This window comes from Chloroflexia bacterium SDU3-3 (assembly GCA_009268125.1).
In the GTDB taxonomy this organism is placed as follows: Bacteria; Chloroflexota; Chloroflexia; order Chloroflexales; family Roseiflexaceae; genus SDU3-3.
Genome location: WBOU01000001.1, coordinates 154,573 through 178,728 on the forward strand (window position 1 = coordinate 154,573; position 24,156 = coordinate 178,728).

Genomic DNA, 24,156 nt, shown 5'->3' on the forward strand with positions numbered 1-24,156 from the left:
AGATTCTTCACCACCAGGACTCCAAGGGGAACCAATAACCTCGAAAACACGAAGGGGAAAACCAGTTTGCCGCCCCAGCCTTGGCTGTATTGGGGTACGGCTATCGCGAAGCGAGATCGCAGCTCAATAAAAAAAAGATGGTGCGCCTCAAAAAGTGACATACCATCTCAATAAAAGCTGCGGCATCATCCCAAAGCTACGTTATTCGCTGGCAGACCTGAAAGCGCCCATCGGGCAAGGCCCATGCCTCCACCCACGGCTCGGCATCGCGAAATGTCCACACCAGCAACGCCGCGCTGGCAAAATCCTCCCAGTCCCCATCGGGCCAGGGAAAGTGCCAGCCGCCCACCACCGCCACCGGAGCGGTATCGCGGTAGAGCGGGCAAAGATCGGCATAGGCGCGCGCATAGGCCCGCTCCTCTTGGGGCGAAAGATCGCGCCCCAGTGCCTCGGCAGGCGGGAACGAGCGGGCAGGCATACCGCAGAGTGCCACACCGCCCGCATCGGGGCGCGGCGCAACCCCCTGCGCAACAATACCGCCGCCGCACGACTGCGTGTCGACATACACACTCAGCCAGCCGCGCTGCGGGAGCGCCAGCGCCACGCAGTCGAGGCTGATCACATGGCGATATGGCCCTGGTGGCGCGGCAACAGCCCCCGCCCCGCCCCAAAGAGCCACCGCCGGATCGCCCACCGACGCCTCGTACAGCTCGACGCACGGGCGGGTCAGCACCCAGCCAGCCTCAACCAGATCGCGTGTGTCGGCATGCCCATCGCCTTTATGCCGGACGCCAAGCCAGCGCCGAATCCGCTCGATCAACATGACATCCAGCCTCTATCTCAGCTAAAGGGGAAGGCTGGCTCCGCCGCCAGATCTCCCTCAAGCAGCTTGTACAGCATATCTTTCGGCAAAGGCAGATACGAGCCATCTACCTTGAGGTGGTAGCATACGAGATGATCATCAATAAGATCAAGAATCTCCTCTGGAATCACCCATTCATCGCCAAATATATGATTTAAGCCGCGCATTGGATGATCATCTTCTTGGATCAGGCTACATATCCCATTATGATATATGCTATAGCCATAGATGCCAGCATGATCTCCATGCCATACCGCGCACAGCGGAGAAAACTGATGGCTTAGCTCACAGCAAAGCGCATCTAGCGAAAAATCCTCATCTGCTGACCAGAGCGAAAAATAAAAGAGCGGTGCTAATTGAGACTGCAATTTTCCCATTATGACATAGATATCTGTCATAGCAGATCGAATAGTCTGCGATCGGCTCAGATCCTGCATCCCTATCGGCTGCATCGTCATATTCAGGCAGATATCTATGCCCATTATTGCCCCACTTTCGATAAAGCATCGCCACGCCATCTCAGCCACAATAGCATACGCGCAGCGTGACCCAAGAAATGACACACGAGGGCGACGCACATCACCCCAGCGGCGGGTGGATAACCTCCACCCGATCGCGCTTGGCGAGCATATCCCAGTAGATCTCGGCCAGGTCGTTGGGGTCGATGGTGGTCAGGGTCGCGCCATTGGGCAGATCGACCTTCACCGCACCCGAGGTGATCATCTGGTGGCCCTCGCTCCCCGCGATCAGCCCCGAGACCGTCAGCGCGCCTGCGTAGATGCCCTTGGGCGCAAGCTCGCCGTGCAGCGAGTAGCTATAGTTGCGCGCCGCCGCCATGGCCGGCCCGAAGCCGCTCATATATGGCCTGCCCTGCACCGCCGTGGAGCCTTGGCCCACCAGGATGGCACCGTCGCCACGGGCGATCATCTCTGGTAGAATAATCTGCACAAGCTCAATCAGGGTCAGCGCGTGCAGATTGAGCTTGTCGGCCAGCTGCTGCGATGTCAGCGACGCGGCGGGGATGAACGGGGCCGTGCTGATCGGCGCGTACTCAAGGATATCGATCCGACCAAAGCGCGCGCGGATGGACTCCACCAGCCCGGCCATGTCCTGCGGGCGCGAGAGATCGGCGGGGAAGGCCTCGGCCTCGATGCCCTCCGCCGCGAGCGTGGCCTTCAGGGCGGCCAGCGGCTCGGGCCGCCGCGCCACCAGCGCCACCTGGTAGCCCTCGCGCCCAAAGCGGCGGGCCACCGCAGTGCCTAGCCCAAGGCCTGCGCCAAAGATAGCGATTGTTTTTGTCATAGAAATGGCCTCCGTTTACAAAGTTGACACTAGCATCAACTTATTGAAAACAGTACTATAAGTTGATGCTAGTGTCAACTTATACACAGGCACCATGGACGCACCACCAAAACTACGGCAGGATGCCCTGCGCAACCTCGAAAAGCTCAAGCAGGCGGCGACCGAGGCCTTCCAAGCGCATGGGCTGAATGTACCGCTGGAGCTGATCGCCCAGCGCGCAGGCGTCAGCACCGGAACGCTCTACAATCGCTTCGGCAGCCGCGAGGCCCTGATCGACGCGGTGCTTCCTGATCTCGCACAAGCCCACTTCGCCATCATCTTCCGCGAGGTTGAGGCGCACACCGACCCATGGGAAAAGCTGGTCTGCTACATCCAGCAGGTCAGCGAGCTGCAATGGGCAAACCGCGCGCTGAATGATGCCATCGCGCAGATCTACCCCCAGGCCATCCATCTTGTAGCGGCGTGCAGCAAGACCATGGCCTATGGGGATGCCCTGATCGCAAGCGCGCACGCACATGGCGTGCTGCGCGCTGACTTCTCGGTGGAGGATCTGTTCTTCATCTTCTGGACCAACGGCATGCTGATCCGCAGCGACGAGCCAAGCGCCAAGCAGCACTGGGAGCGCCACCTCGCGCTGCTCTTGGACGGCATGCGCGCCGCCCAGCCCTAGCCACACTCTATCGGCTCCAAACGCCAGGAAAGGATACCCCATGCCTATCGACCCGCACATCCTGGCCTTCATCAGCATCGTTGCGCTGCTCACCATCACGCCGGGGGCCGACACCATGCTCACCATCCGCAGCGTGCTCGCGGGCGGGCGGCGGGCGGGCATCCTCACCACGCTGGGCATCAGCTCGGGGCTGTTCTTCCACGCCGCGCTCTCTGCGCTGGGCTTGTCGGTCATCCTGGTGCAGTCGGCCATGGCTTTCACCGTGGTGAAGTGGGTGGGCGCGGGCTACCTGATCGTGCTGGGCGTGCAGTCGCTGCTCCACGCGCTGCGCGGCGCGCCCGCCCAGTCTGCCGAGGAGAAAGCCCCAGCCCGCCCCAGCCCGCTGCGCTCGGCCTACCTGAATGGGCTGCTTACCAACGTGTGCAACCCCAAGGTCGCGATCTTCTACCTGGCCTTCCTGCCGCAGTTTCTCGATCTGGCCCGCCCCATGCTGCCGCAGGCGCTGCTGCTGGGCGGCATCCACGCCGCGCTCAACACCGCGTGGCTCTCGCTGATCGTGCTGCTGTTCGGCCAGTTCCGCGCGCTGCTGCGCAGGCCCGCCGTCCAGCGGCGGCTGGAGGCCATCACCAGCGTGGTGCTGATCGGATTCGGGCTGCGGCTGGCGGTTGAGTAGCACATCTTTCACCACCGAGACTCCAAGGGAAGAGACAAGACACCTACCACAAAGACACAAAAGCGCAGATAAAATTGAATAGCGTGCGGCGCACAATCTTGCCTGCCGCCGCGCTATACTGGGGGCGGCAACAGCTAGCAAGCGAGGCACAATCGAAGCCCCATGCAGAATCAAGCAGAATCTCTTAACCCCAACGAGCAGGCAAACGAGAACAACCCCAGCGAGCAGGCCCAATCCGAGCTTCAGGAGTACCTCGCCGCCAGCGCACTGCGGCGGCAGGTGTTCCCGCGCGCCGCGCTGGTGGGCCTGGCCGCTGGCGCGGTCGCGGTGGTCTTCCGCTGGCTGCTGGCGGGCGGCGACGACGTGCGCGCGGCGCTGCTCACATGGGCGCACACCATGCCCACGGTCGGCTGGATCTTCCCCATGCTGTTTGGCGCGCTCGGTGCTGTGGCGGCGGTCTACATGGTGCGGCGCTACGCCCCCGAGGCCAGCGGCAGCGGCATCCCCCACCTAGAGGCGGTGCTGCACCGCCTGCGCACGCTCGACTGGCGGCGCGTGCTGCCGGTGAAGCTGGCGGGCGGCACCCTGGCCATCGGCGCGGGCATGGTGCTGGGCCGCGAGGGGCCGACGGTGCAGATGGGCGGCGCGGCAGGCGACGCGGTGGCCAGCCTGCTCAGATCGCCCGCCCAGGAGCGCCGCACGCTGATGGCGGCGGGCGCGGGCGCGGGCCTAGCGGCGGCCTTCAACGCCCCACTCTCGGGCGTGCTGTTCGTGCTAGAAGAGGTGCAGCGCGACTTCCGGCCCATCGTCCTGGGAGCGGCCTTTGTCGCCGCCGCCGTGGCCGACATCCTGGCGCGGCTGGCGGCGGGCCAGCAGCCGGTGTTCAGCGTGCCGGCCTACCCGGTGGCCCCGCTCGCCGCGCTGCCAGCCTTCGCCGCGCTGGGCGTGATCGCAGGCGGCATGGGCGTGGTGTTCAACCGCGTGCTGCTGCGCACGCTCGACCTGAGCGCGCTGCTCCAGGGCAGGGGGCGTGGCGCAGGGCTGGCCTACGCCGCCATCGTTGGCGCGCTGGTGGGGCTGGTGGCCTGGTTCACCCCCATGGGCGTAGGCGGCGGCCACACGCTCACCGAGCTGGTGCTAGAGGGCAATGTGGCGCTGGCCGCGCTGCCGCTGTGGTTCCTACTGCGCTTCGCCCTCACCATGGGCAGCTACAGCACGGGCGCGCCGGGCGGCATCTTCGCGCCGCTGCTGGTGCTGGGCGCGCTGCTCGGGCTGGCCGTTGGGCAGCTGGCGCATATGGTTGCCCCCGAGGCCGTGCCGCAGCCGGGCGTGTTCGCAGTGGTGGGCATGGCCGCCTACTTCACCGGCATCGTGCGCGCGCCGCTCACCGGCATCGTGCTGATCATGGAGATGACCGGCAGCTACAGCCAGATGCTGCCCCTGCTGGTGAGCTGCTTCTGCGCATACGCTGTGGCCGAGTACCTGCGCGACCTACCAGTGTACGAAGCGCTGCTGGAGCGCGACCTGCGGCGCGGCGGCAGCGCCAGCCCGCACCGCGAGCCGGTGGTGGTCGAGCGAGAGGTCGAGCCGGGGTCGCCCTTTGCGGGCAGGCAGATCCGCGACCTGGGGCTGCCGCCCGGCTGCATCATCGTGCGCTGCGTGGAGGATGGCCGCGAGCATGTGCCCACCGCGCGCACCCGCCTGGTACCCCACATGCGCATCACCGCCGTGGTCGGCCCCGAGGCCGAGGGCGGGGTGGAGGCGCTGCGGCGCGGCTGCGAGGCATAAAATAAACAGCGTATCGCGATAAAAAAACAGCTTGATACGTTCTTTTCCATATGCGTGCTGTTGGCGCTCAGAAGAGCAAAGATATCGGCAGTGGTCGCTCTCTTATGTCTTGAATGAGGCCAGCGCCCGTGCTATGATGAATTTATTAGGCACTGATACGCCAGCCGACAGACGCGCCGCAGCCGCGCATCGATGAGGAGAAGCCATGAGCGAGCCTGTACGAGTTCCCCGCCGCAAAGAGGAGCCAGCCCCGGTCGCCACCGAGGAGCAGCTCGGCTGGGGCGGCGGCGGAGCCACCCAGACCCCCACGCTTGACTTCCGCAAGGTCAACCTGCGCGGCGAGGAAAGCGCCCAGGCCCCCACCGCCGCCAGCGAGGGGCAAGAGCTGATGGCCCGGGAGAACGGCTCGCCTGGCGAGAAGGCCGCCCCTGCCCCCGCCGAGCAGCAGGCCGAGGCCATCGAAGCGCCCAACCTCGCGCCCGCCACCGGCGACAAAAGTGCGCCCTCTATGATCGACAAGGCCAAGTCGGTCGAGATCCTCACCACATCCTACGGCAGCTACACCACCATCACTGGCGGCAAGGTCGAAGTGCTTGAGCAGGCCGCATTCCAGGCCGCCTACGACAAGATCTACGGCAAGACAGCCTACGCCTGGGATAAATATGTCGCCACGAAATTCGGCAACCTTGAGGGCTTCGCCCACAAAGGCACCAACTATATCAATAAAAACGTCGGCTCGGTCGACGTGGTGCCGCACGAGATGCTGCACAACAACGCCAACAAAGACTGGACGCCCTTCGCGGGGTCCGAGCTGAACGAGGGCACCACCGAGTACCTGACGATCAAGGCCGTCACCGCCGCAGGCTACACCGCATCGCACAGCTACCCCGACCAAGAAGGCGTGGTGCAGGCGCTGGTCGGCGTGGTGGGCGAGGAGCTGATCCTGAACGCCTACTTTAAAGGTGCGGTCAAACCGCTGCAGGAGGATATGGAGAAGAAGTGCAGCGGAACCTGGGCCAACTTCAAGAAGGCCATGCAGGACACGCGCTGGGAAGACGCCAAGGCGCTGCTGAAGCCCAAGAAGGACGATGCGGCCAAGGAGAAGACAAAGTAGCATGAACGATCACAGCGCATACCATCGCCAGGCAGCCGAGGCCCTGCTGGAGGGCACCGAGGGCGAGCAGCGTAAGGCAGGCGAGCAGGCGCTTCACGCGCTGATAGACTTGTGGCTGGATGGCGCGCAGGCCGACCCCGCCGACGTGGTGCAGATCGGCATCGACGATCTGGCCAGCGCCACCCAGGGGCAGCCGCCCGACCAGCGGGTGGCGAGCATCCAGCAGACCCTCACCCGCCGCCAGGCCGATAAGCTAGTGCGCCAGGCTGTGGCCATGGCCCTGCCCGTGGCGCGCGGCGAGCAGCCCGCCCAGCAGGCCCTCCCCGAGGCCGAGCGGCTAGCCCAGCAGATCGACGAGCTGCTGGCCGAGGTGCGCGCCCTGCCCGACGCCAGCCTGCGCCAGCGCCTGCTGAGCGATCTGGCCAGCGCCGACCTCGACTGCCGCTACGTGATCAGCGGCGGCAACGGTGCGACGAGCACCCGGCTGGCCCGCCAGCTCGACAGCTAGCAGCCTACACAGAAAGCGGCCCCCACTGCGGGGGCCGCTTTCTGCTGCCTCGCGCCCCTGGCTAGCGCCCAGCGATCCGAAACGACATGCGGATGGCGCTATGCAGATCGTGTGTAGTGGTGATCTGGAAGCCATCCGACAGCCCCACCATCGACTGCGCCACCTCGGGCGCGATCCCGCACATCAGAACCGTGGCCCCCAGCAGCTGCACGGCCTTGGCCGTCTGCATCAGCAGCGACACCACCTGCGCATCCATCACCGCCACCCCGCTGATGTCGATGATCGCCACGCGGGCGTGGTGCTCGGCGATCTCCTCCAGCAGCCGCTGCTGGATCAGCGCGGCCCGCGCCGCGTCGATCAGGCCGATCAGCGGCAGCAGCAGGATGTGCGCGTCGATGTTGAGCACCGGCGTGGAGAGCGCGCGCACGGTCTGCAGCAGCTGATCCTGCTTCTGCGCGGTGGCGGTCGCCTCGGCCACCAGGTGCTCCAGCTGGTCGTTGGCAAGCTGGAGCGCCGCCTGCTGCGCGCGCTGCTGCTCCCACGCCAGCGTCATATGCAGCGCGCTGGCCACCTGCTCGGCAAACACCATGTACAGGCCCTGCTCGTAGTCGTCGAAGCTGCCGCGCCGCAGCCGGGCCACAAACAGCCAGCCCAGCAGCTTGCCCATCTGCCGCAGCGGGATGCTGAGCGCCGCGCGCAGCGGGTACTGCTGCAGCAGCGGGTTCGGCAGATCGTCGCACGCGCCCGAGACCATGTGGTCGAAGCCGCCCTCGCTCGGCGCCATGCTGGCGGCCACGTGCTTCATGCGCACGCCGCGCGCCGCGCGCGCGCGCAGCAGGCCCTGCTCGTCGTCGAACACGTAGAAGATCGCGATCTCCGATCCCAGCAGCCGACACGCCTTATCCAGCGTCAGCTCGAAGACGCGCTCGCGGCTATCGACATATTTTGAGATCGAGGCGATCTCATACAAGATCGCCAGCTCGTGCTCGCGCGCGGATTGATCTGCCGACAGACCTGATTCCATGCTCCCTCGCTTCTTCACCGTGCCCGCGTGCGATCAGCCTACTGCCCGATCACACAGACCACAATCGTCTTGTTGTGAAAGCTCGGCGCGCCCTCCGCCGAGGCGAACTCGCCAAAGCTATACATGCCCACCAGCGGCACATCCTGCCCAACCACCTCGCGGATGCGGGCAAGCTCCTCGCTGCTGCGCTCACCCAGCAGCGGCGGTCGCGTCACGCAGTCGAAGACCAGCGCCGCCACAGGCTTACCCTCGACCCCGCGCATGGCCTGCTGCGCCGCCACGGTGGCGGCCTCCACCAGCGAGCCAGGGTCGCCCTCCATAATATGGGCGATCGCGTGCGAGGGCAGCGCGCCGATGCACTTGATGCCGCCCTGGTCGGTGACGCCAAATGGCAGACGCACCAGGTACTCGCCGCCCATCTGCGGGAAGCCGATCGGGTGGAAGCGGGAGACGGTGTGAAGCTGCTCGGCATGGCCGAGCTGGGCGATCTGCTGCCGATACACTTCGAAGGCGGGCCTGCCGTTAAACTCGTGGATGATGTTGCCCTCGCTAGCGGTGATCACCAGCCGCCGCCCAGTGGGCTTCCAGCCGTGGTGGACGCCATAGCCCAGCGATGCACCTGTGCGCAGCAGGGCCAGCGCCACCGCATCATTCTCGATCACATCGTTGGCGAACAGCGAGGTGTGGCCAAAATTCAGGTTATCGCCAGCCGCACCGCCCAGGATGGGGCAGAGCGGCCCAAACACCGCGCTGATCGACGAGAGCGCCGAGTCCATGGCCATCGCGCCGGTGAGGCCGTCGGCAAACATCAGCGCTAGGTTGTGCTGGCCCTCGGCGCAGGCCAGCAGCGGCTCAAGCGCCTCGGCGGCCTGCTCGCCGCTTGCGGTGGGCGCGGTGCTCAGGCCCGAGGCAATCGAGAGCGCCACCTCTAGCTCGCCGCCGAGCGCCAGCACAGCGACGCCCGATGGCGTGTGCCCCTCGGCGGTGATCAGGCCGCCGCTGCAGCAGCCGATCATAGGCGCGCCCCCGCCTGCGGCGCGGATGCCCCGCACGGCCTTGGCCTGATCGTGCTGCTCGGTGGTGAAGGCGATCAGCAGCTTGGGCGGCACGCCGCCAAGCGCTGCGAGCGCCTGCTCGGTGGCCGCCGCCCCGGCCCGCTGCGAGTCGCCTATCGCGCTTAGACCTGCGCCTGCGATCAGAGACATAGCTTGCTCCTTTATGTTCGTGCGCCCACCCGCTGGATCCCCGCCCCTGCACCATGGCGCACCTTCTATTTATGCCATAGCATGCTCCACCGATGCGGACAAAATAGCAGCAGATGTGGTACGCCTTGATTGCGATTGCTGATTGCCACAACACGTCCGTACGATCATGCCTCATACTCTCTGAGCAATATGCAACACCTACCGCACATCGCCGCCACCAGCTCACCTCACAAGATGAATGACATGTGGAACTCGATCATTGCTAGAGCGATAGATCTATGGCACAATCACATCTGCTTTGAAGAAATTCGAGGCAGATACCAAACGAACTTTCACCCAACAAGAGCGAACCATACGATCAGGGGAGGCTTATGGCCCGGATCGACGCCTATTTTTTCAGCATCCGCTGGGCCGAGCTCGGCAGGCTGGCCGCATCGCCCTGGTACACCTGGAGCGATGAGCAGGGCGAGCTGCTGCCAGCCTGCGCGGGCTGGCTGGCCGAGGAGCAGGCCGTCGAGAGCAACTGGAAGGTCGCCATTGATGCCGCCGAGGCCTATACGAGCATCCGCCACGCGCTGCCCGGCGATGCCCGCGCCCAGGCCGACAGGCTGTTCGGCCTGACCTTCGGCATAGCGAGCGACGATGAGTGGGCCGAACAGGCCATGTGCAGCACGCCCAAGCAGGCGCCGCAGGCTGCCGACCTCAGCCACAGCATCGGCCCGGCGCTAGCCGACGAGCTGATCGCGCTGTGGCGGCCAGCGCTGCGCGTCGAGATCGAGCGGGCCTGGCTGCCGCGCCCGCAGGACACCTATATCAACACCTGCGAGACCCTGATCGGCTACGCTGAAAGTTGGGTGGCGCTGCTGCGCGACATCCGCGCGCGCGGCGAGTGGGGGCTGCTGCTGGCGCTGGCCTACTAGCCCAGAGCACGAGGAGGGGGCATGGGAAGAAAAGGAACACAGCAGCTCCGCTCTAGCGCATATTTAGCGGAAAGTGGCGGGGGCTGAACCATATCATGTCTGGAGAAAAGAATGACAATGCGATCATGGTGGCAGAACCTGCCCGAGGAATGGCGGCGCGTGTTTCGCAAGGCCCTCAGGCTCAGGCCGCACGCCGAACCGGGCGACGCCGCGCTGGGCCAGATCCCCGGCATCACGCGGCTCACATGCAATAAGGCCGGGATCAGCTCGCTTGAGCCGCTGCGCACGCTGCCCAACCTGGCAGCGCTGAACCTGAGCAACAACCCAGGCCTCGCCGACCTCGCGCCGCTGGCGGGGCTGCCGCTGCGCACGCTGGTGTGCCGAAACACGCCGCTGGGCGATCTCGCGCCGCTGGGGCAGCTGGCCATGCTTGAGCACGCCGAGCTCTACGAGGCGGGTATCTCCTACCTCGCGCCGCTGGGCAACTGCAGTCGCCTGCGCCATCTGCACCTAGGCCGAAATCAAATTGGTGACATCGAGGCGCTGGCGCGGCTGCGATCGCTCGAAAATCTGAGCCTGCAGATGAACCCGATCAACGACCTCGCCGCGCTGCGCGGCCTGCGCCGCCTGCGCAGGCTAGACGCCATCGCCTGCGGGGTGCGCAGCCTCGCGCCGCTGGCCGATCTCGCCGCGCTGCGCCATATCTACCTTCACGAGAACTCGATCAACGACCTCGCGCCGATCCGCGATCTCACCGGGCTGCGGACGGTGCGCATCAGCCATGGAAACATCCGCGACCTCGCGCCCCTAGCTGGGATGCGCAGCCTAACCGATCTGTGGTGCACCGAGGAACAGATCAGCGACCTAGCCCCGCTCGCCGAGATCGCCAGCCTGCAGTTCGCCACGCTGTACGGCAACCAGCTGCGCGATCTGGCCCCGCTCTCCGGCCTGCCCAGGCTCTCATTCCTTGAGCTATCGCACTGCCAGATCAGCCAGATCGCCCCGCTCAGCGGTGCGCCCGCGCTTGAGGAGCTGTGGATCAACGAAAACCCCGTGGGCGACCTGCCCGCGCTCACGCTGCCCAGCATCCGCAGGCTGGTCGTCGACCGTTCGATCTCGCCCGAGCAGATCGCGCTTTTCATGCGCCGCCACCCGCAGGTGATCATTCGCTACCACTAGGCGGATGAATAAAGCCCCTGTTCATGGCACGCTTTCCCGCTGAAGTATCGTTGGGCAAAACAAATTTACTTACGATATCATAATATGCGCCAATTTTCACAGAGAAATAGAAGCATAGATAGAAGATCATCGACTTCTTCCCAAAAAGGTGTATACTCATGATGAAAGAGCAGATTAATCTATAGCACAGAGGGTTAAAATCCTTCTTTCAAGCCCTCACCGCTATCAAACCTCGTGTTAAGGAGTGAAATCATGCATCGTTCCGAACACATGCTCACTCGCTTGGCATCTCTCTGGATGGTATGGGCAGTGGTCGCCAGTACGAGCCTATCGCCGCAGCTACTGCAAGCAACGGCAGTAGACAACACCACCTACCTTCCTCTGATCGAGGGCGAGTATCTTCCGCAGATCGCGTTCTACACGAAGCACCAGGAAGGAACAGAATCCATCCGGAATCTATCGATCTTTAACCCGCCATACGGCGGGCTTGCACCGATAGCATCATCATGTTGTAGCGATGCGCCAGCATGGTCCGGTGACGGGCGGTTTCTCGTTTCACAGATGAAACTCTTTCAGGCTGAGACGCACAAGCAGTATCCGCTCAGCCAGATCAGGAGTATGTTATGGAAACCTGGCGGGCATCAGATAGCATATACCGATATAATCTCACTTACGCCGCCTATCTATCTCTTCGATCCAGATACAGGTCAGAAGCAGACGATTAACGTTCCAACAAGGGCCCCCTACACTCTTTCTGCCTGGTCGCCTGATGGCACTATGATCGTCGCCTTCGTCATGAGTCAACAAATGTACATCCTTTACCCGTATGCCACCACACAAGCACGCCACACAAGCGATCAGCACAACATCTCTGTGCCAGATTCCTATACGGTATCCGTATCTGGTGCAAGGTGGGCGCCAGATAGCACCCGCTTCGCCTATCGATTTAGTATGTATAGCCCTATTGAAGAGCCAAACGCAGGCATTATTATCTATCCCATCGATTCTCATCAAGACGGGTGGGGCATATCGCGTGAATATGGGTTCTCCGTATATGAGTGGTCGCCAAACAGCCAATTCATTGCGACCGGTGGGGAAAAGGGGGTGTGCATAGCCAGCGCCGATGGACAGGTGCGCATACTCAAAGAGACTCCCGCTGTCAGCGTGCTCCGCTGGTCGCCCGATGGTCGGCAGGTGGCCTTTACCTCTGAGCAAGATGGGCGCTGGGTGATACAGATCATGAACTCCGATGGCACAGCCTATCGCGTGCTGAGTAGCGCAGAGAGCACCATCACAGGCCCCCATAACGAACGGGGAGCGTTTATCTGGACAAAAGATAGCGACGCAATTATCTATGTCGAGCAAAACCGCCTGATCCGCCTCGCTATCACAGCAGGCGCACAGCCCCAGATCCTTGATCCTAGCGTGAACTTGCTGGTGGGCAGAGATCGCAGCGGTATGATTCTTTATGTGCAGCAGCGAGAGAGCGCATCCGTTATGCGCAGAGCGCGCGCCGACGGCAGCGCCATTGTCGATCTCTTTTCCATGGCCGATCCGATCATAGTCGCGAGGATTGCGCCATAGACAGCGAAAGACCTGATGCGAGCTACTCGCTCGCATCAGGTCTGATTATACCGCCCGACTCTAGCCCCTACTTGATCAGCACCAGTGTGCCCGCCACGATCAGCGCGATCCCCAGCGCCGTACGCCACGAGAATGGCTCGTGCAGCACCAGCAGCGACAGCAGCAGCACGAACACCAGGCTGGATTTGTCGAGCGCGGCCACCGGGCCGGTGGGGCCGAGCTGCAGCGCGCGGAAGTAGCAGATCCACGACAGCCCGGTAGCCAGCCCCGACAGCACCAGAAATAGCACCGTGCGCCCCGAAAGCTGCGTCACCTCGCGGCCCAGCCCACGGTAGGCCACGATGCCCCAGGCCACCACCAAAATGACGATGGTGCGCACGGCGGTGGCCACATCCGAGTTGGTGTTCTTGATGCCGACCTTGGCCAAGATCGTGGTCAGCGCGGCGAAGAGGGCCGATCCGAGCGCGTAGAGCACCCACGGCTGTTTAAACGATTCCATAGCGATACGATTACATCCATTCAGGCCTGCCCACATGCGCCAGGCAGAGCGGCTCGCCAGCGCGAGACTGGGCTATTATACCGCGTGGACATCGGCCTGGGCGCAGCCGAAAATAACCGCCGGTTGCCGTTTTTTAACTTCATTTGAAAAGTATTATCTTGAGAAATAGCATATATTAGCCTATACTAACACGCAGGTAATCGCTCTGCTGAGATTGAGATACAGGAGATACCCAATGATCGCCATCGTCTATGGCTCCTCGCTGGGCAACACCCAGGACGCCGCCGAGGCCATCGCCGCCGCGCTGAACAGCCACGAGGTGGCCACAACCCTGATCAACGTCGCCACCATCAAGCGCGACCTCACCCCGCTGCTGGCCTACGACACGCTGCTGCTGGGCTGCTCTACCTGGAACATCGGCGAGCTGCAGGACGACTGGTACGACGCCTTCCCGCTGTTCCAGAAGCTCGACCTGATGGGCAAGCGCGTAGGCCTATTCGGCTGCGGCGACCAGTTTGGCTACCCCGACACCTTCCAGGATGCGCTGGGAATCCTGGCGAAGGCCGCAATCGCCAGCGGGGCCACGCTGGTCGGGCGCTGGCCCACCGAGGGCTACGATCTCTACGAGTCGCTCGGCGTTGAAGATGGCATGTTTTTTGGCCTGGCCATCGATGATGACAACCAGGACAAGCTCACCGCAGGCCGGATCGAGCGCTGGGTGGGCCAGCTCGTGGGCGAGCTGCGCGGTGAGGCAAGCCAGGTGGCGGTTCAATAATCGCGAGACGCTCACGTCGAATATGAGATGCCGAGCGCCGCCGCCAGCACATCGCGGAAGGGCGTGGGTGGGCGCCCAAGCAGCCGCGCCAGCGCGGGGTCGACATGGGCAAACTCGCCCGCACGGCTGGCGCGGAACATGCCCAGCAGCAGCTCGGCTTGGTGCTCGGGCACGCCGTGGGCCAGCATGCCCGCCTTGTAGGCGGCGTCGGGCACCACCACGCGGCGGATGGGGTGGCCAGTCAGCTCCGCCGCGATCGCGGCCACCGCCGCCAGGTCCAGCGCCTCGGCCCCGGTCAGGGCAGCCGTGACGCCATCCAGGCCGCCCTCGCTCAGCGCCAGCGCGGCGGCCTCGGCCAGATCGGCGTGGGCGGTCCAGGAGACCGGGCCATCCTCCGGAGCGATCAGCTCGCCGGTGCGCACCGCATCGCCCAGCAGCTGGATGGCCGAGCTGGCATAGAAGCCGTTGCGCAGCGAGGTGAAAGCCAGCCCCGTGTGCCGCAGCAGATCCTCGGTGGCGGCGTGGTCGGGCATGGGCGCGAAGCGCGAGGCTGGCGATGCCCCCATGTGGCTGGTATAGAGGATACGCCCCACCCCCACGCGGGCCGCCGCGTCAATAGCATTGCGGTGGAGCCGCAGCGCCTCCTCGCCTGTGGTACTCGCCGATACGAGCAGCACCTGGGCCGCACCTGCGAAGGCCCGCGCGAGGCTGGCGGGGTCGGCGAAGTCGCCCTGGCGCACTGCGACGCCGCGCGCCGCAAGCTCGCCCGCCTGCTCTGGGCTGCGCACGCTCGCGCCGATCTGCGCGGCGGGCACGCGCGCGAGCAGCTGCTCGACCACGGCGCGGCCCAGTTTCCCATTTGCACCGGTCACGATAATCATGGCTTGCTCCTTCTCAGCGTAGCTGCTATCTTCCCAACGAATCAAGCTTCTCGATAGGAAACTGGATCTCTGTCAGCGAGTCGGTCAGATCTGCTCCGCGCCGCAGCGCGATCTTGCGGCGCGGGCCGACGATGGTGTAGCCGTTGGCGTCCATCCAGATTCCCAGCGACTGGTAGGCCAGGATGGCCAGCGCGGGGTGCCCGTGGTGCAGCACGCTGGCCATCTGGGGGCAGGCGGGCAGGGTGCAGGCACGCAGCCGCCCCTGGCTGTGTGCCGCTAAAGCGCGGGCATCGCCCAGAGGCATGGGCGCGATCAGCTCGACGCTCTGCTGGTCGTAGTCATCGGCATGCTCCCCATGCAGCACCATCAGGTGGTCGCTGGCCCGCGCGTCGTAGCGCCGCAGCAGCGACTCGATCAGGTCGACCCAGTGCGCAAACTCCTCGATATCTTGGTCGGTCATGCGCAGCGCAGCCGCCGTCATGGCTTTCACCGGCTTGCACACCACCTCGTAGGCTGGCCCGCCGCCATCGGCCCGCATGCGCAGCCGGGCCTCAACCCGCGCCAGCTGCTCTTGATCCGACTGGATCTGCCGCGCCAGCTGGGCCTGCCGGATGCGCAGCATGCCGTCGAGGGCGGCGGGCGTGACGCCCTCGCGCAGCAGCTCGGCGATCTGGGTCAGGCCAAGGCCCAGATCTTTGAAGGCGAGGATGCGGTGAAGCGACGGCAGCTGATCGACGGTGTAGAAGCGGTAGCCAGTATCGGGATCGACATGGGCGGGGCGCAGCAGGCCGATCTCATCGTAGTAGCGCAGCGTCACCATCGACACGTCGGCCAGCTTGGCAAAGTCGCGAATCTTTAGCATCACACCTCCCTTTGTACAAGATTAGCCATATCCCACCGTGAAGGGTACACGTTCAGGCAGGGTGAAAGTCAAGCAAAACCTGGTAAACTCCAGTGTCTAGGTGCTCTCAATACCCAGAAGGTTTTTACTACCAAGACACCAAAGCGACAAAAAACGAACACCACAAAGGCGCGAAGGAAAAAGCGATTCGCCACCAAAACGCACAAGGCATCAGACAAAACACATAGACCCTGTGTGGTATGCTCGTGCGGATATCAGATTGAGCGGGGTGATTAAATGAGCGGAGAGACCGACCTAGCCAAGCTGCTTGGCAGCATGCGCCCAGCACTGGACGAACGCGCCTACTGCTTCTGCACCGTCGCGGCGGGCGCGTACCGCCTTGGCGAGCGGCTACCCAAGGGGCTGTTTGTGGAGGATGAGGGAGTGACGTTGATCCTTGAGGAGGATGCGGCGGGCGATCTGGCCCCGCCCGATGCGCCGCGCTGGGCCTGCATCACGCTGGCGGTGCACTCCTCGCTGGAGGCGGTGGGGTTCATCGCCGCGATCAGCGGGCGGCTGGCCCAGGCCGGCCTGAGCGTGAACCCCGTGTCGGCCTACTTCCACGACCACCTGTTCGTGCCGTGGGAGCGCCGCGAGGAGGCCATGGCCATCCTGCGCAGCTTCCAGCAGGGCTAGAGCGGGCGGAACAGCGCGGCGAGCTGCGCCGCATCAAGGTGCTGCTCGACCACATCGGCCAGGCGGTCGTAGGGGTCGGGCGCGGGCGTGGCGGGCGTGCCGCCCTGCCAGCCCAGGGTGGCCAGCCAAGCATGGCGGAACGCAGCGCTGGCGAAGATGCCGTGGATGTAGCAGCCCCACACGCGCGCGTCGGCGCTGGCGCAGCCGTCATCCTCGTGGCAGGGCTGGCCGCGCCGCGCGGTGAGCGTGGCGCTGGGGCTGGCCCCGCCCAACCGCACCGTGCGGCCCATGTGGATCTCGTAGCCCTCCAGCGCTGCCCCGTGCGCCCAGGGCAGCAGCGAGCGAGCCTGGATGGGCGCGGTGCGCTTCTCGGCGGCGAAGCTGGTGGCCACCGGCAGCAGCCCCAGGCCGCGCTCGCGCCCCGCCGGGCCTTCGGTGCCCAGCGCGTCGTCGATCGACTCGCCCAGCATTTGGTAGCCCCCGCAGATACCCACCACCGGCCCGCCGAACGCCGCGATGGCCTGCGCAAAGCCGCGCTCGCGCAGCCACGCTAGGTCGGCGCGGGTGGCCTTGGTGCCTGGGATGATCAGCGCCGCAGCGCCCGCCAGCTCGGCGGGGCTGGTGATGTAGCGCACGCTCACCCCCGGCTCCTGGGCCAGCGGGTCGAAGTCGTCGAAGTTCGCGATGTGTGGTAGCCGCAGCACGGCGATGGTCAGCGCGTGCGTTTCGGCGGCTGAACGGCCACGGTCAAGCGCCACCGCATCTTCCTCCGGCAGATCCATGCGGTGGACCCACGGCACCACGCCCAGCACCGGCACGCCGCCGCGCTCCTCCAGCATGCGCACGCCCTCGGTGAACAGTGCGGGGTCGCCGCGGAAGCGGTTCACCACCATGCCGTGCACCAGCGCGCGCTCCTCCGCATCCAGCAGCATCAGCGTGCCCAGCAGCGCGGCGAAGATCCCGCCCGCATCGATATCGCCCACCAGCAGCGTGCGGGCCTGGGCGTAGCGCGCCACCCGCATATTCACGATATCGCGGGCCTTCAGGTTTAGCTCCACCGGGCTGCCCGCGCCCTCGGCGATCACCAGATCGTACTCGTCGCGCAGCGCGTCGAGATTCTTGGCCACTACATCCCACAGCGGCATGCGGTCGCGCCAGTAGTCGGCGGCGCTCAGCGTCTTCCAGACCTTGCCCTCCACCACCACCTGGCTGCGCCGGTCGCTCTCGGGCTTGATCAGGATGGGATTCATGGCCACCGTGGGCGGCACGCCAGCGGCGGCGGCCTGGGTGGCGGTGCTGCGCGCGATCTCGCCGCCGTCGGCGGTGACGGCGGCGTTGTTGCTCATGTTCTGGGCCTTGAACGGCGCGACCCGCAGCCCGCGCCGCGCAGCGATGCGGCAGAGCGCCGCCACCAGCGTGCTCTTGCCCACCGACGAAGCCGTGCCCACCACCATCACCACAGGCGCTGTCATAGGGTGCTCCTCCACGCGGCGATCAGCCGTCTATTCTCCTCGGGCAGGCGCGGCGCGACGCGCACCCATTCTGGCAGGCCAAACGATGCGCAGTCGCGCACCAGCATGCCCTGGGATAGCAGGCGCGTGCGCACAGCTGCGGCATCGCCCACCCGCACCAGCAGCATGGGCAGGCGATCGCGCCAAACGGTTAGGCCAAACGAGCCAAGCTCAGCAGCCAGCGCATCGCTCTCGGCCCAAATCAGCGGCAGCGTGCGGGGCAGAAAGGCGCGGTCATCCAGTGCGGCCAGCCCGGCGGCCTGCGCGGCGCTGCTCACACTCCAGGTGGGCTGAAAGGCCGCGATCTGGGCCAACAGCACCGCGTCGCCACACATATAGCCCAGGCGCAGCCCGGCCAGCGCGTAGGATTTGGTCAGGGAAAACAGCGCGAGGGCGCCATTTTTTATGTCGATATCAACCACATCGGCGGGGCGCTCAAGCGCGGCGTAGGAACGGTCGAGCACCAGCAGCCCGCCAGCGTCGGCGCAGGCCATCGCAATGCGCTCAGCCGCATCAGGCGAAAAGCGCGCGCCCGTCGGGTTGTTGGGCGTGCACACCCAGGTGAGCCTGGGGCGCAGCTCGCGCACCGCCGCGCCGATCGCCGCATCGCCAAGGGCGAAATCGCCAGCCGCGCCCACGTGGCACACTTGCGCACCGCACAGCTCGCTGGCCCGCGCATACTCGCCGTAGGTCGCCCCCACCACCAGCGCGCGGTCGCCAGGGCGCAGCATGGCCCTTGACGTTAGGTAGATAAGCTCATTACAGCCGTTGCCCACCAGGATGTGCTCGGGCGCGCAGCCGTGAGAATCGGCCAGCCGCTGGCGCAGCGCGATGCATGCGCGGTCGGGGTAGGGCGCGGGGTCGAGCTGGGACAGGGCGCGGCGCACCGCCTCGGGCGGGCCAAACGGGTTGATATTGCTGCTGAAGTCGCACACATCGGCGGGGGCGATGCCCAGCCGCGCCAGCTCGGCGTAGTCGAGCGCGCCGTGGGCTACCATGCGCCCTCTTCCCGCCGCGCCCAGTCGGGCATCAGCGCCTTCAGCTCCACCGGAATGCCCGCCGTCACCAGGTAGACCTCGTCGGCGCTGCGGGCGATCTGCTGGGCGGCGCGGCCAAGCACATCGCGGTACAGCCTGCCCAGCGCATACTCGGGCACAATCCCCATGCCCACCTCGTTTGTCACCACGATCAGCGTTAGGTCGCGCTCGCGGGCCAGACCCAGCAGGGCCGTAACCTCGGCGGCAAGCTCCTGCTCTGCCGTCTGCTCGTTGGCCAGCAGCACATTGCTGGTCCAGAGCGTCAGGCAGTCCAGCAGCACCACCGTGCCGTGGGCGATGTCGGCAAGCGCCCGTGCCGGGTCGCGCTGGGCCTCGACGGTGCCCCACTCGGCAGGCCTGCGGGCGCGGTGCAGCGCCACGCGCTCGCCCATCTCGGCGTCGCCGATACCTGCGGTGGCCAGATACACCACGGGGAAGCCCAGCCGCGCCGCGTAGCGCTCGGCCCACATGCTCTTGCCGCTGCGCGCCCCGCCCGTGAACAGCACACACCTCATACGGCCTCCAAGGCTCCATCAAGCGCTGGCGTCACCAGCAGCGTACCATCGATAGGGTGCCGCGCCACATGCACCGCCACGCCGTAGGAATCGCGCAGCAGCTGCGGCTCTAGCACCTCGGTGGGCGTGCCGATCGCTCGCAGCTCGCCACCTGCCAGCAGCGCGATCCGGTCGGCGCACAGCGCGGCGTGGTTCAGGTCGTGCAGGGTTAGCACCACGGCCAGCCCATCCTGATGGGCCAAATTTCGCGCCAGCAGCAGCAGCTCGGTCTGGTACTTCAGATCAAGGTGGGCGGTCGGCTCATCCAGAATCAGCAGGCGCGGCTGCTGGGCCAGAGCGCGGGCCAGCACCACCCGCTGGCGCTCGCCGCCCGAAAGCTCGCTGAGCAGCCGATCGGCGTAGCGCGCTACACCCATGCGCTCCATCGCCGCCGCGCACACCGCGCGGTCATTGGCCGAGAAGGGCCGGAGCCAGCCACGATGTGGCGCGCGGCCAAGCTCCACCGCCTGGGCCACCGTCAGCGGCCAGGCCAGCTGCTCCAGCTGCGGCGCGAGCGCGATCACGCGGGCCACATCCTTGGGCGGGCGCGACCAGAGCGGCTGGCCCTCCAGCAGCACCTCGCCAGCGCTGGGCCGCAGCAGCCGCGCCAGCAGGCGCAGCAGCGTGGTTTTGCCCGCGCCATTGGGGCCGACGAGCGCCAGCACCTCGCCGGAGCGCACGCCCAGGCTCGCGCCGCGCACCACCGGGCGCTCGCCATAGCCGCCGGAGAGATCCACGGCCTCAAGCAGGTAGCTCATGTCACCTCCCGCCCGCGCCGCTTCAGCAGGTACAGAAAAAACGGCCCGCCCAGCAGCGCCGTCACAATGCCCACCGGCAGCTCGGTGGGCGCGAGGACGGTGCGGGCGAAGTCGTCGGCCAGCAGCAGCAGCAGCGCGCCCACCATGGCGCTGGCAGGCACCAGCCGCGCGTGGCTCGACCCCACCAGGCGGCGCGCGATGTGCGGCGCGATCAGGCCGACAAAGCCGATGATCCCACCCACCGCCACTGCCGCCGCCGTGGCCAGACTGGCCGAGGCCAGCACGGCCACGCGCATCCAGCCGATCGAGAGGCCCAGGCTGCGCGCCGTCTCCTCGCCAAACGCTAGCGCGTCCAGCGGGCGGGCGCACAGCCATAGCGCAATGATGCCCGCCAGCATGTAGGGGCCGCTGGAGACAAGGTGCGGCCAGCTGCGCCCGCCGAGGCCGCCCAGCAGCCAGGCCACCACAGCCTGAAGCGTCTGGTCGTGCAGCATCATCAGCAGCGACACGGCGGCGGAGAGCAGCGTGCCCAGGGCCGTGCCCGCCAGCAGCAGCGCGGTGGGTGGCACGCTGCCGCCGATCTCGGCCACGGCGTAGACCAGCGCCACCGCCGCCAGCGAGCCGATGAACGCGGCCAGCGGCACCGGGCTGAAGCCCAGGCCCTGCCAGCTGGCGTTCATCACGATGGCGATGGTCGCGCCCAGCGCCGCGCCGCCCGCCGCCCCGATCACATACGGGTCGGCCAGCGGGTTGCGAAACAAGCCCTGGAACGCCGCGCCCGAGGATGCCAGCGCCGCACCGATCAGCGCGGCCAGCAGCACCCGCGCCAGCCGCAGATCCCACACAATGGTGGTGGCGGTGGGGTCGCTGCCCGGCGCGAGCAGCACGGCCAGTACCTTGGCGGGCGGCACCTGAACGGCACCTACACCGATGCTCACCAGCATGGCGGCAGCCAGCACCAGCAGCATCAGCGCGACCACCAAGACCATGCGGGGCACCCCAGCAGCGCGCACACGCGACCAGATCATCGCTCGGGCGCTCACTGGAACAGGTCGGGGTGCAGCGCCTTGGCGATTGCCTCCAGCGCATCCACAAGCCGTGGGCCGGGGCGCGAGACAATGTCGTCGTTCACCAGCACCACGCGGCCATCCTTCACCGCCGCGATATTCTGCCAGCCGGGCCGCTGCGTGATCTGCTCCACCGTCAGCGTGCTGCTCGACGACTCAGGGCCAAGCACCACCTCGGGGTTGCGCGACACCACCTCCTCGGCGCTGATCTGCGGGTAGTCGTCCTGCGCATCGGCGAAGATGTTCTGGCCGCCAGCAAGCTCGACAAGCTGTCCGATGAAGGTGCGCGGGCCAGCCGTCATCAGCGGCTCGTCGTAGACCTGGTAGAACACCTTGGGTTTGGCGTCCACATCCTTCAGCTTGGCCACCACCCCTGCCGCCTTGGCCTGCATGTCGGCCACCACCGTCGCCGCATCTGCGCTGTGGCCGGTGGCCTGCCCGACCAGCGCAATGTTCTGGTAGACCTCATCCAGCGTGCTGGCCTTCACCGCCACCACTGGGATCTTCACCTGCTCCAGCGCCTCAATCACCTGCTGCTGGCTCTCGTCGCCTGCGAACACCACATCCGGCTTCAGCGAGACAATCGTCTCCACGCTGATCGTCTTGGCCGAGAAACCGCCGACCTGCGGCAGCTTGGTGGCCTCCGCCGGGTAGTTGCAGAACTGGGTCACGCCCACCACCTGCGGCCCCGCGCCCACGGCGAACAGGATCTCGGTGTTGGATGGGGCCAGCGAGATGATGCGCTGGGGCGCGGCGGGCAGCTCCACCGTGCGCCCGAGGCTGTCGGTGAGCACCTGCGTGCCCTGCAGCGCAGCAGCGGTGGCCTCGGCAGGCGTGCTCTCGGCGGTGGCTGCAGGCGCGGTGGTCGCCGCCGTGGCCGCTGCGGTAGCCTCTACGGTAGCCACTGCCGTGGCGGCAGGAGCCGTGGCGGCGGGGATGGTCGGCACCGCCGCCGCAGGCGCGCCGCACGCACCAAGCAGCAGGGCCAGCAGCAGCACGCTCTTCTGAACAATCTGTCTCATGGTCTCTTTTCTCGCAATCTATACATCAGGCTGGATGCCGCGCCGAGGCTCAGCAGCGCCAGCAGGATCGAAAAAGCCAAGCGCACGATCCGCCGCGCCCGCCCGAGCAGCGCCGCATCGGGGAGCGCCGCACCGTCGCCAAGCGCGTAGTGGCCGCGCTTGGTCACCGTGGTGTCGAGCGCGCCCGCCATGGCCGCCATGGGCCAGCCCGCATTGGGCGACGCGGTGTTGCGGTGGTCGCGCAGGGCCACGCGCCAGGCCCGCCCACCATGCTCGCCCGCCGCCAGCGCGATCAGGCCAGCGGCCAGCCGCGCGGGCAGCAGGTTCAGCAGGTCATCCCAGCGGGCCGCCGCCTTACCCAGGTGCTCGAAACGCGGCGTATGGTAGCCCCACATCGCATCGGCGGTGTTGCTCAGGCGGTAGACCGCCAGCCCAGGCAGGCCGCCCGCTATGTAGGCCAGCGCCGGGGCCACCACGCTATCCGAGAAGTTCTCGGCCAGCGACTCGATGGCCGCACCCGCCACCTCGTCGGCGCGCAGCTCGGCGGTGGGGCGGCTCACCAGGTGCCAGCCCAGCAGGCGGCGGGCCTCGGGCAGGTCGCCCTGGGCCAGCGCCGCCTGCACCTGGCCTGCCGCCCGATCGAGCGCGGCATAGGCCAGCAGGGTGGATGCCAGCGCGCCGCGCACCGCCCAGTGGCGCGGCAGCCGCCCCGCCAGCTGCGCCACGATCAGGCCGCCCAGCGCCAGCCAGCCAGCGCCCCAGGCCAGCCGCAGCTCAGGCCGCTGCGGGGCCAGGCGCTCGCCCAGCCGCATCCAGCGGCCCATCCACACCACCGGGTGAACATCGTTTGGCAGCTCGGGCAGCAGCGAGTCGAGGGCCAGCGCCAGCAGCAGCGCCGCGCCGCGCTCGCCGAGCAGGGGGGGGAAACGCATCAGAACTCGATCCCTGGCTGGGCCTTGACGCCCTGCTCCTTGAAGGGGTGCTTGATCTCACGCATCTCCGTCACCAGATCGGCAAACTCCACCAGCGCGTCGGGAGCGCTGCGGCCCGTGATGATCAGATGCATCGCGGGCGGCTTGTGCTCGCGCAGCCAGCCGATCACCTCCTGCGGGTCGAGCCAGCCAAAGTGCATCACATAGGTAAACTCGTCGAGCAGGAAGATGTCGAACTCGCCGCTGAGGATGCGCTCTTTGGCGGTCTCCCAGCCGTGCAGCGCCTTGGCCTGGGTCTCATCCATGTTGCGGCTCATCCACGTGAAGCCATCGCCCATGGGCGTGAGCGTCACGCCCATGCGCTCCAGCGCGCGCAGCTCGCCAAAGTGGGCGTTCTCGTGCTTGAAGAACTGGATGCCGCCGATGCGCATATCGCGGCCCCAGGCCCGCAGCACGATGCCCAGTGCCGCCGTGGTTTTGCCCTTGCCATTGCCGGTGTTCACGATCACCAAGCCCTTGCGCACATTGGCCTTGCGCACGGCCTTGCGGCGCTCGCGTTTCTCATCGCTCGACTCAAGGGTGGTGGTCTCATCCAGCTCGTCGCTGGGCTGGGGGTCGCTCTCGGGTGTGGTCATAGCAGCTCCTTCTTCTGCGTGCCAGCGCCAGCGGCGAAGGGAACAAAAAGCCCCTTTAGCGCATGCCAAAGGGGAAAAGGAGCCTGCCACATGTGCAGCGCTTCCCTTCCCTTATCCAC

The 24,156-nt window shown here is 66.2% G+C and carries 25 protein-coding genes and 1 pseudogene; 10 read left to right on the forward strand and 16 right to left on the reverse strand.

Annotated elements, in window-relative coordinates:
- Nucleotides 1-196 precede the first annotated feature (196 nt).
- The 3 genes from F8S13_00685 to F8S13_00695 form a co-directional block, all read right to left on the reverse strand.
- Nucleotides 197-823 carry a hypothetical protein gene (locus F8S13_00685; GenBank protein ID KAB8145636.1) on the reverse strand — a complete coding sequence of 209 codons (627 nt, stop codon included), beginning with the start codon at nucleotides 821-823 and terminating at the stop codon, nucleotides 197-199.
- Between the two features lie 17 nt (nucleotides 824-840).
- The gene (locus F8S13_00690; protein KAB8145637.1) at nucleotides 841-1,344 is read right to left on the reverse strand and encodes a hypothetical protein; all 504 of its coding nucleotides are present in this window, start codon (nucleotides 1,342-1,344) and stop codon (nucleotides 841-843) included.
- A gap of 97 nt (nucleotides 1,345-1,441) precedes the next feature.
- Nucleotides 1,442-2,164 carry an SDR family NAD(P)-dependent oxidoreductase gene (locus F8S13_00695; GenBank protein KAB8145638.1) on the reverse strand — a complete coding sequence of 241 codons (723 nt, stop codon included), beginning with the start codon at nucleotides 2,162-2,164 and terminating at the stop codon, nucleotides 1,442-1,444.
- A gap of 94 nt (nucleotides 2,165-2,258) precedes the next feature.
- Here F8S13_00695 and F8S13_00700 point away from each other — a divergent pair, with 94 nt between their 5' ends.
- From F8S13_00700 to F8S13_00720, 5 genes and pseudogenes are all read left to right on the forward strand, one after another.
- Nucleotides 2,259-2,834 (forward strand): TetR/AcrR family transcriptional regulator, encoded by a 576-nt coding sequence (locus tag F8S13_00700; protein KAB8145639.1) that lies wholly within the window; start codon nucleotides 2,259-2,261, stop codon nucleotides 2,832-2,834.
- 40 nt (nucleotides 2,835-2,874) lie between these two features.
- Nucleotides 2,875-3,507 carry a LysE family translocator gene (locus F8S13_00705; protein KAB8145640.1) on the forward strand — a complete coding sequence of 211 codons (633 nt, stop codon included), beginning with the start codon at nucleotides 2,875-2,877 and terminating at the stop codon, nucleotides 3,505-3,507.
- A gap of 162 nt (nucleotides 3,508-3,669) precedes the next feature.
- Nucleotides 3,670-5,037, forward strand: a pseudogene (clcA, locus tag F8S13_00710) (H(+)/Cl(-) exchange transporter ClcA).
- Between the two features lie 463 nt (nucleotides 5,038-5,500).
- Nucleotides 5,501-6,409 carry a hypothetical protein gene (locus F8S13_00715; GenBank protein ID KAB8145641.1) on the forward strand — a complete coding sequence of 303 codons (909 nt, stop codon included), beginning with the start codon at nucleotides 5,501-5,503 and terminating at the stop codon, nucleotides 6,407-6,409.
- 1 nt (nucleotide 6,410) lies between these two features.
- Nucleotides 6,411-6,917 (forward strand): hypothetical protein, encoded by a 507-nt coding sequence (locus tag F8S13_00720; protein KAB8145642.1) that lies wholly within the window; start codon nucleotides 6,411-6,413, stop codon nucleotides 6,915-6,917.
- A gap of 61 nt (nucleotides 6,918-6,978) precedes the next feature.
- Here F8S13_00720 and F8S13_00725 read toward each other — a convergent pair whose 3' ends face one another.
- Nucleotides 6,979-7,941 carry a GAF domain-containing protein gene (locus F8S13_00725; protein KAB8145643.1) on the reverse strand — a complete coding sequence of 321 codons (963 nt, stop codon included), beginning with the start codon at nucleotides 7,939-7,941 and terminating at the stop codon, nucleotides 6,979-6,981.
- A 38-nt stretch (nucleotides 7,942-7,979) separates the two neighbouring features.
- Nucleotides 7,980-9,146, reverse strand: a complete 1,167-nt coding sequence (locus F8S13_00730) for a hypothetical protein (protein ID KAB8145644.1) — start codon at nucleotides 9,144-9,146, stop codon at nucleotides 7,980-7,982.
- Between the two features lie 371 nt (nucleotides 9,147-9,517).
- Here F8S13_00730 and F8S13_00735 point away from each other — a divergent pair, with 371 nt between their 5' ends.
- From F8S13_00735 to F8S13_00745, 3 genes are all read left to right on the forward strand, one after another.
- Nucleotides 9,518-10,066, forward strand: coding sequence for a hypothetical protein (locus tag F8S13_00735; GenBank protein KAB8145645.1), 549 nt, complete (start codon nucleotides 9,518-9,520; stop codon nucleotides 10,064-10,066).
- Between the two features lie 111 nt (nucleotides 10,067-10,177).
- On the forward strand, nucleotides 10,178-11,245 hold the full coding sequence (locus F8S13_00740; protein KAB8145646.1) for a leucine-rich repeat domain-containing protein: 1,068 nt from the start codon (nucleotides 10,178-10,180) through the stop codon (nucleotides 11,243-11,245).
- Nucleotides 11,246-11,497: 252 nt separating this feature from the next.
- Complete coding sequence (locus F8S13_00745; protein KAB8145647.1) at nucleotides 11,498-12,829, forward strand: hypothetical protein; 1,332 nt, start codon at nucleotides 11,498-11,500, stop codon at nucleotides 12,827-12,829.
- Nucleotides 12,830-12,896: 67 nt separating this feature from the next.
- Here F8S13_00745 and F8S13_00750 read toward each other — a convergent pair whose 3' ends face one another.
- Complete coding sequence (locus F8S13_00750; protein ID KAB8145648.1) at nucleotides 12,897-13,328, reverse strand: EamA family transporter; 432 nt, start codon at nucleotides 13,326-13,328, stop codon at nucleotides 12,897-12,899.
- Nucleotides 13,329-13,563: 235 nt separating this feature from the next.
- Between F8S13_00750 and F8S13_00755 the strand changes: the two genes are divergently transcribed.
- Entirely contained in the window at nucleotides 13,564-14,103 is a 540-nt protein-coding gene (locus F8S13_00755; protein KAB8145649.1) for a flavodoxin, read from the forward strand.
- An 11-nt stretch (nucleotides 14,104-14,114) separates the two neighbouring features.
- Here the strand turns inward: F8S13_00755 and F8S13_00760 are convergent, their stop codons facing one another.
- Nucleotides 14,115-14,984, reverse strand: coding sequence for an NAD(P)H-binding protein (locus F8S13_00760; GenBank protein ID KAB8145650.1), 870 nt, complete (start codon nucleotides 14,982-14,984; stop codon nucleotides 14,115-14,117).
- A 25-nt stretch (nucleotides 14,985-15,009) separates the two neighbouring features.
- The gene (locus F8S13_00765) at nucleotides 15,010-15,846 is read right to left on the reverse strand and encodes a MerR family transcriptional regulator (protein ID KAB8145651.1); all 837 of its coding nucleotides are present in this window, start codon (nucleotides 15,844-15,846) and stop codon (nucleotides 15,010-15,012) included.
- 276 nt (nucleotides 15,847-16,122) lie between these two features.
- Here F8S13_00765 and F8S13_00770 point away from each other — a divergent pair, with 276 nt between their 5' ends.
- A complete protein-coding gene (locus F8S13_00770) occupies nucleotides 16,123-16,521 on the forward strand; it encodes an ACT domain-containing protein (GenBank protein KAB8145652.1) in 399 nt (132 codons plus the stop codon).
- Here the strand turns inward: F8S13_00770 and F8S13_00775 are convergent.
- The 8 genes from F8S13_00775 to cobO all read right to left on the reverse strand — a co-directional run bounded on the left by F8S13_00775 (nucleotide 16,518) and on the right by cobO (nucleotide 24,037).
- Nucleotides 16,518-17,993: a cobyric acid synthase gene (locus F8S13_00775; protein KAB8145653.1), complete on the reverse strand. Its 1,476-nt coding sequence runs from the start codon at nucleotides 17,991-17,993 to the stop codon at nucleotides 16,518-16,520. The genes F8S13_00770 and F8S13_00775 overlap by 4 nt on opposite strands.
- On the reverse strand, nucleotides 17,990-19,030 hold the full coding sequence (locus F8S13_00780; GenBank protein ID KAB8145654.1) for a histidinol-phosphate aminotransferase family protein: 1,041 nt from the start codon (nucleotides 19,028-19,030) through the stop codon (nucleotides 17,990-17,992). The genes F8S13_00775 and F8S13_00780 overlap by 4 nt, the downstream gene beginning before the upstream one ends.
- Nucleotides 19,024-19,584: a bifunctional adenosylcobinamide kinase/adenosylcobinamide-phosphate guanylyltransferase gene (gene cobU, locus F8S13_00785; GenBank protein ID KAB8145655.1), complete on the reverse strand. Its 561-nt coding sequence runs from the start codon at nucleotides 19,582-19,584 to the stop codon at nucleotides 19,024-19,026. The genes F8S13_00780 and cobU overlap by 7 nt, the downstream gene beginning before the upstream one ends.
- Entirely contained in the window at nucleotides 19,581-20,381 is an 801-nt protein-coding gene (locus F8S13_00790; protein KAB8145656.1) for an ABC transporter ATP-binding protein, read from the reverse strand. The genes cobU and F8S13_00790 overlap by 4 nt, the downstream gene beginning before the upstream one ends.
- The gene (locus F8S13_00795; GenBank protein KAB8146070.1) at nucleotides 20,378-21,349 is read right to left on the reverse strand and encodes an iron ABC transporter permease; all 972 of its coding nucleotides are present in this window, start codon (nucleotides 21,347-21,349) and stop codon (nucleotides 20,378-20,380) included. The genes F8S13_00790 and F8S13_00795 overlap by 4 nt, the downstream gene beginning before the upstream one ends.
- A gap of 71 nt (nucleotides 21,350-21,420) precedes the next feature.
- Nucleotides 21,421-22,470, reverse strand: a complete 1,050-nt coding sequence (locus tag F8S13_00800) for an ABC transporter substrate-binding protein (protein ID KAB8145657.1) — start codon at nucleotides 22,468-22,470, stop codon at nucleotides 21,421-21,423.
- Nucleotides 22,467-23,402 (reverse strand): cobalamin biosynthesis protein CobD, encoded by a 936-nt coding sequence (gene cobD, locus F8S13_00805; protein KAB8145658.1) that lies wholly within the window; start codon nucleotides 23,400-23,402, stop codon nucleotides 22,467-22,469. The genes F8S13_00800 and cobD overlap by 4 nt, the downstream gene beginning before the upstream one ends.
- Nucleotides 23,402-24,037: a cob(I)yrinic acid a,c-diamide adenosyltransferase gene (gene cobO / locus F8S13_00810; protein ID KAB8145659.1), complete on the reverse strand. Its 636-nt coding sequence runs from the start codon at nucleotides 24,035-24,037 to the stop codon at nucleotides 23,402-23,404. The genes cobD and cobO overlap by 1 nt, the downstream gene beginning before the upstream one ends.
- Between the last annotated feature and the right edge of the window lie 119 nt (nucleotides 24,038-24,156).

Bases quoted from the DNA above. Each gene is read 5' to 3' on its own strand.
- F8S13_00720 (KAB8145642.1), top strand. From the start codon at position 6,411: ATGAACGATCACAGCGCATACCATCGCCAGGCAGCCGAGGCCCTGCTG.
- F8S13_00770 (KAB8145652.1), top strand. From the start codon at position 16,123: ATGAGCGGAGAGACCGACCTAGCCAAGCTGCTTGGCAGCATGCGCCCA.
- F8S13_00780 (KAB8145654.1), bottom strand. From the start codon at position 19,030: ATGGTAGCCCACGGCGCGCTCGACTACGCCGAGCTGGCGCGGCTGGGC.
- F8S13_00775 (KAB8145653.1), bottom strand. From the start codon at position 17,993: ATGACAGCGCCTGTGGTGATGGTGGTGGGCACGGCTTCGTCGGTGGGC.
- cobD (KAB8145658.1), bottom strand. From the start codon at position 23,402: ATGCGTTTCCCCCCCCTGCTCGGCGAGCGCGGCGCGGCGCTGCTGCTG.
- F8S13_00695 (KAB8145638.1), bottom strand. From the start codon at position 2,164: ATGACAAAAACAATCGCTATCTTTGGCGCAGGCCTTGGGCTAGGCACT.
- F8S13_00690 (KAB8145637.1), bottom strand. From the start codon at position 1,344: ATGGGCATAGATATCTGCCTGAATATGACGATGCAGCCGATAGGGATG.
- F8S13_00800 (KAB8145657.1), bottom strand. From the start codon at position 22,470: ATGAGACAGATTGTTCAGAAGAGCGTGCTGCTGCTGGCCCTGCTGCTT.
- F8S13_00685 (KAB8145636.1), bottom strand. From the start codon at position 823: ATGTTGATCGAGCGGATTCGGCGCTGGCTTGGCGTCCGGCATAAAGGC.
- F8S13_00735 (KAB8145645.1), top strand. From the start codon at position 9,518: ATGGCCCGGATCGACGCCTATTTTTTCAGCATCCGCTGGGCCGAGCTC.
- F8S13_00795 (KAB8146070.1), bottom strand. From the start codon at position 21,349: ATGCTGCTGGTGCTGGCTGCCGCCATGCTGGTGAGCATCGGTGTAGGT.
- F8S13_00745 (KAB8145647.1), top strand. From the start codon at position 11,498: ATGCATCGTTCCGAACACATGCTCACTCGCTTGGCATCTCTCTGGATG.
- F8S13_00725 (KAB8145643.1), bottom strand. From the start codon at position 7,941: ATGGAATCAGGTCTGTCGGCAGATCAATCCGCGCGCGAGCACGAGCTG.
- F8S13_00765 (KAB8145651.1), bottom strand. From the start codon at position 15,846: ATGCTAAAGATTCGCGACTTTGCCAAGCTGGCCGACGTGTCGATGGTG.
- F8S13_00755 (KAB8145649.1), top strand. From the start codon at position 13,564: ATGATCGCCATCGTCTATGGCTCCTCGCTGGGCAACACCCAGGACGCC.
- cobU (KAB8145655.1), bottom strand. From the start codon at position 19,584: ATGAGGTGTGTGCTGTTCACGGGCGGGGCGCGCAGCGGCAAGAGCATG.
- F8S13_00760 (KAB8145650.1), bottom strand. From the start codon at position 14,984: ATGATTATCGTGACCGGTGCAAATGGGAAACTGGGCCGCGCCGTGGTC.
- F8S13_00705 (KAB8145640.1), top strand. From the start codon at position 2,875: ATGCCTATCGACCCGCACATCCTGGCCTTCATCAGCATCGTTGCGCTG.
- F8S13_00700 (KAB8145639.1), top strand. From the start codon at position 2,259: ATGGACGCACCACCAAAACTACGGCAGGATGCCCTGCGCAACCTCGAA.
- F8S13_00790 (KAB8145656.1), bottom strand. From the start codon at position 20,381: ATGAGCTACCTGCTTGAGGCCGTGGATCTCTCCGGCGGCTATGGCGAG.
- F8S13_00750 (KAB8145648.1), bottom strand. From the start codon at position 13,328: ATGGAATCGTTTAAACAGCCGTGGGTGCTCTACGCGCTCGGATCGGCC.
- cobO (KAB8145659.1), bottom strand. From the start codon at position 24,037: ATGACCACACCCGAGAGCGACCCCCAGCCCAGCGACGAGCTGGATGAG.
- F8S13_00740 (KAB8145646.1), top strand. From the start codon at position 10,178: ATGACAATGCGATCATGGTGGCAGAACCTGCCCGAGGAATGGCGGCGC.
- F8S13_00715 (KAB8145641.1), top strand. From the start codon at position 5,501: ATGAGCGAGCCTGTACGAGTTCCCCGCCGCAAAGAGGAGCCAGCCCCG.
- F8S13_00730 (KAB8145644.1), bottom strand. From the start codon at position 9,146: ATGTCTCTGATCGCAGGCGCAGGTCTAAGCGCGATAGGCGACTCGCAG.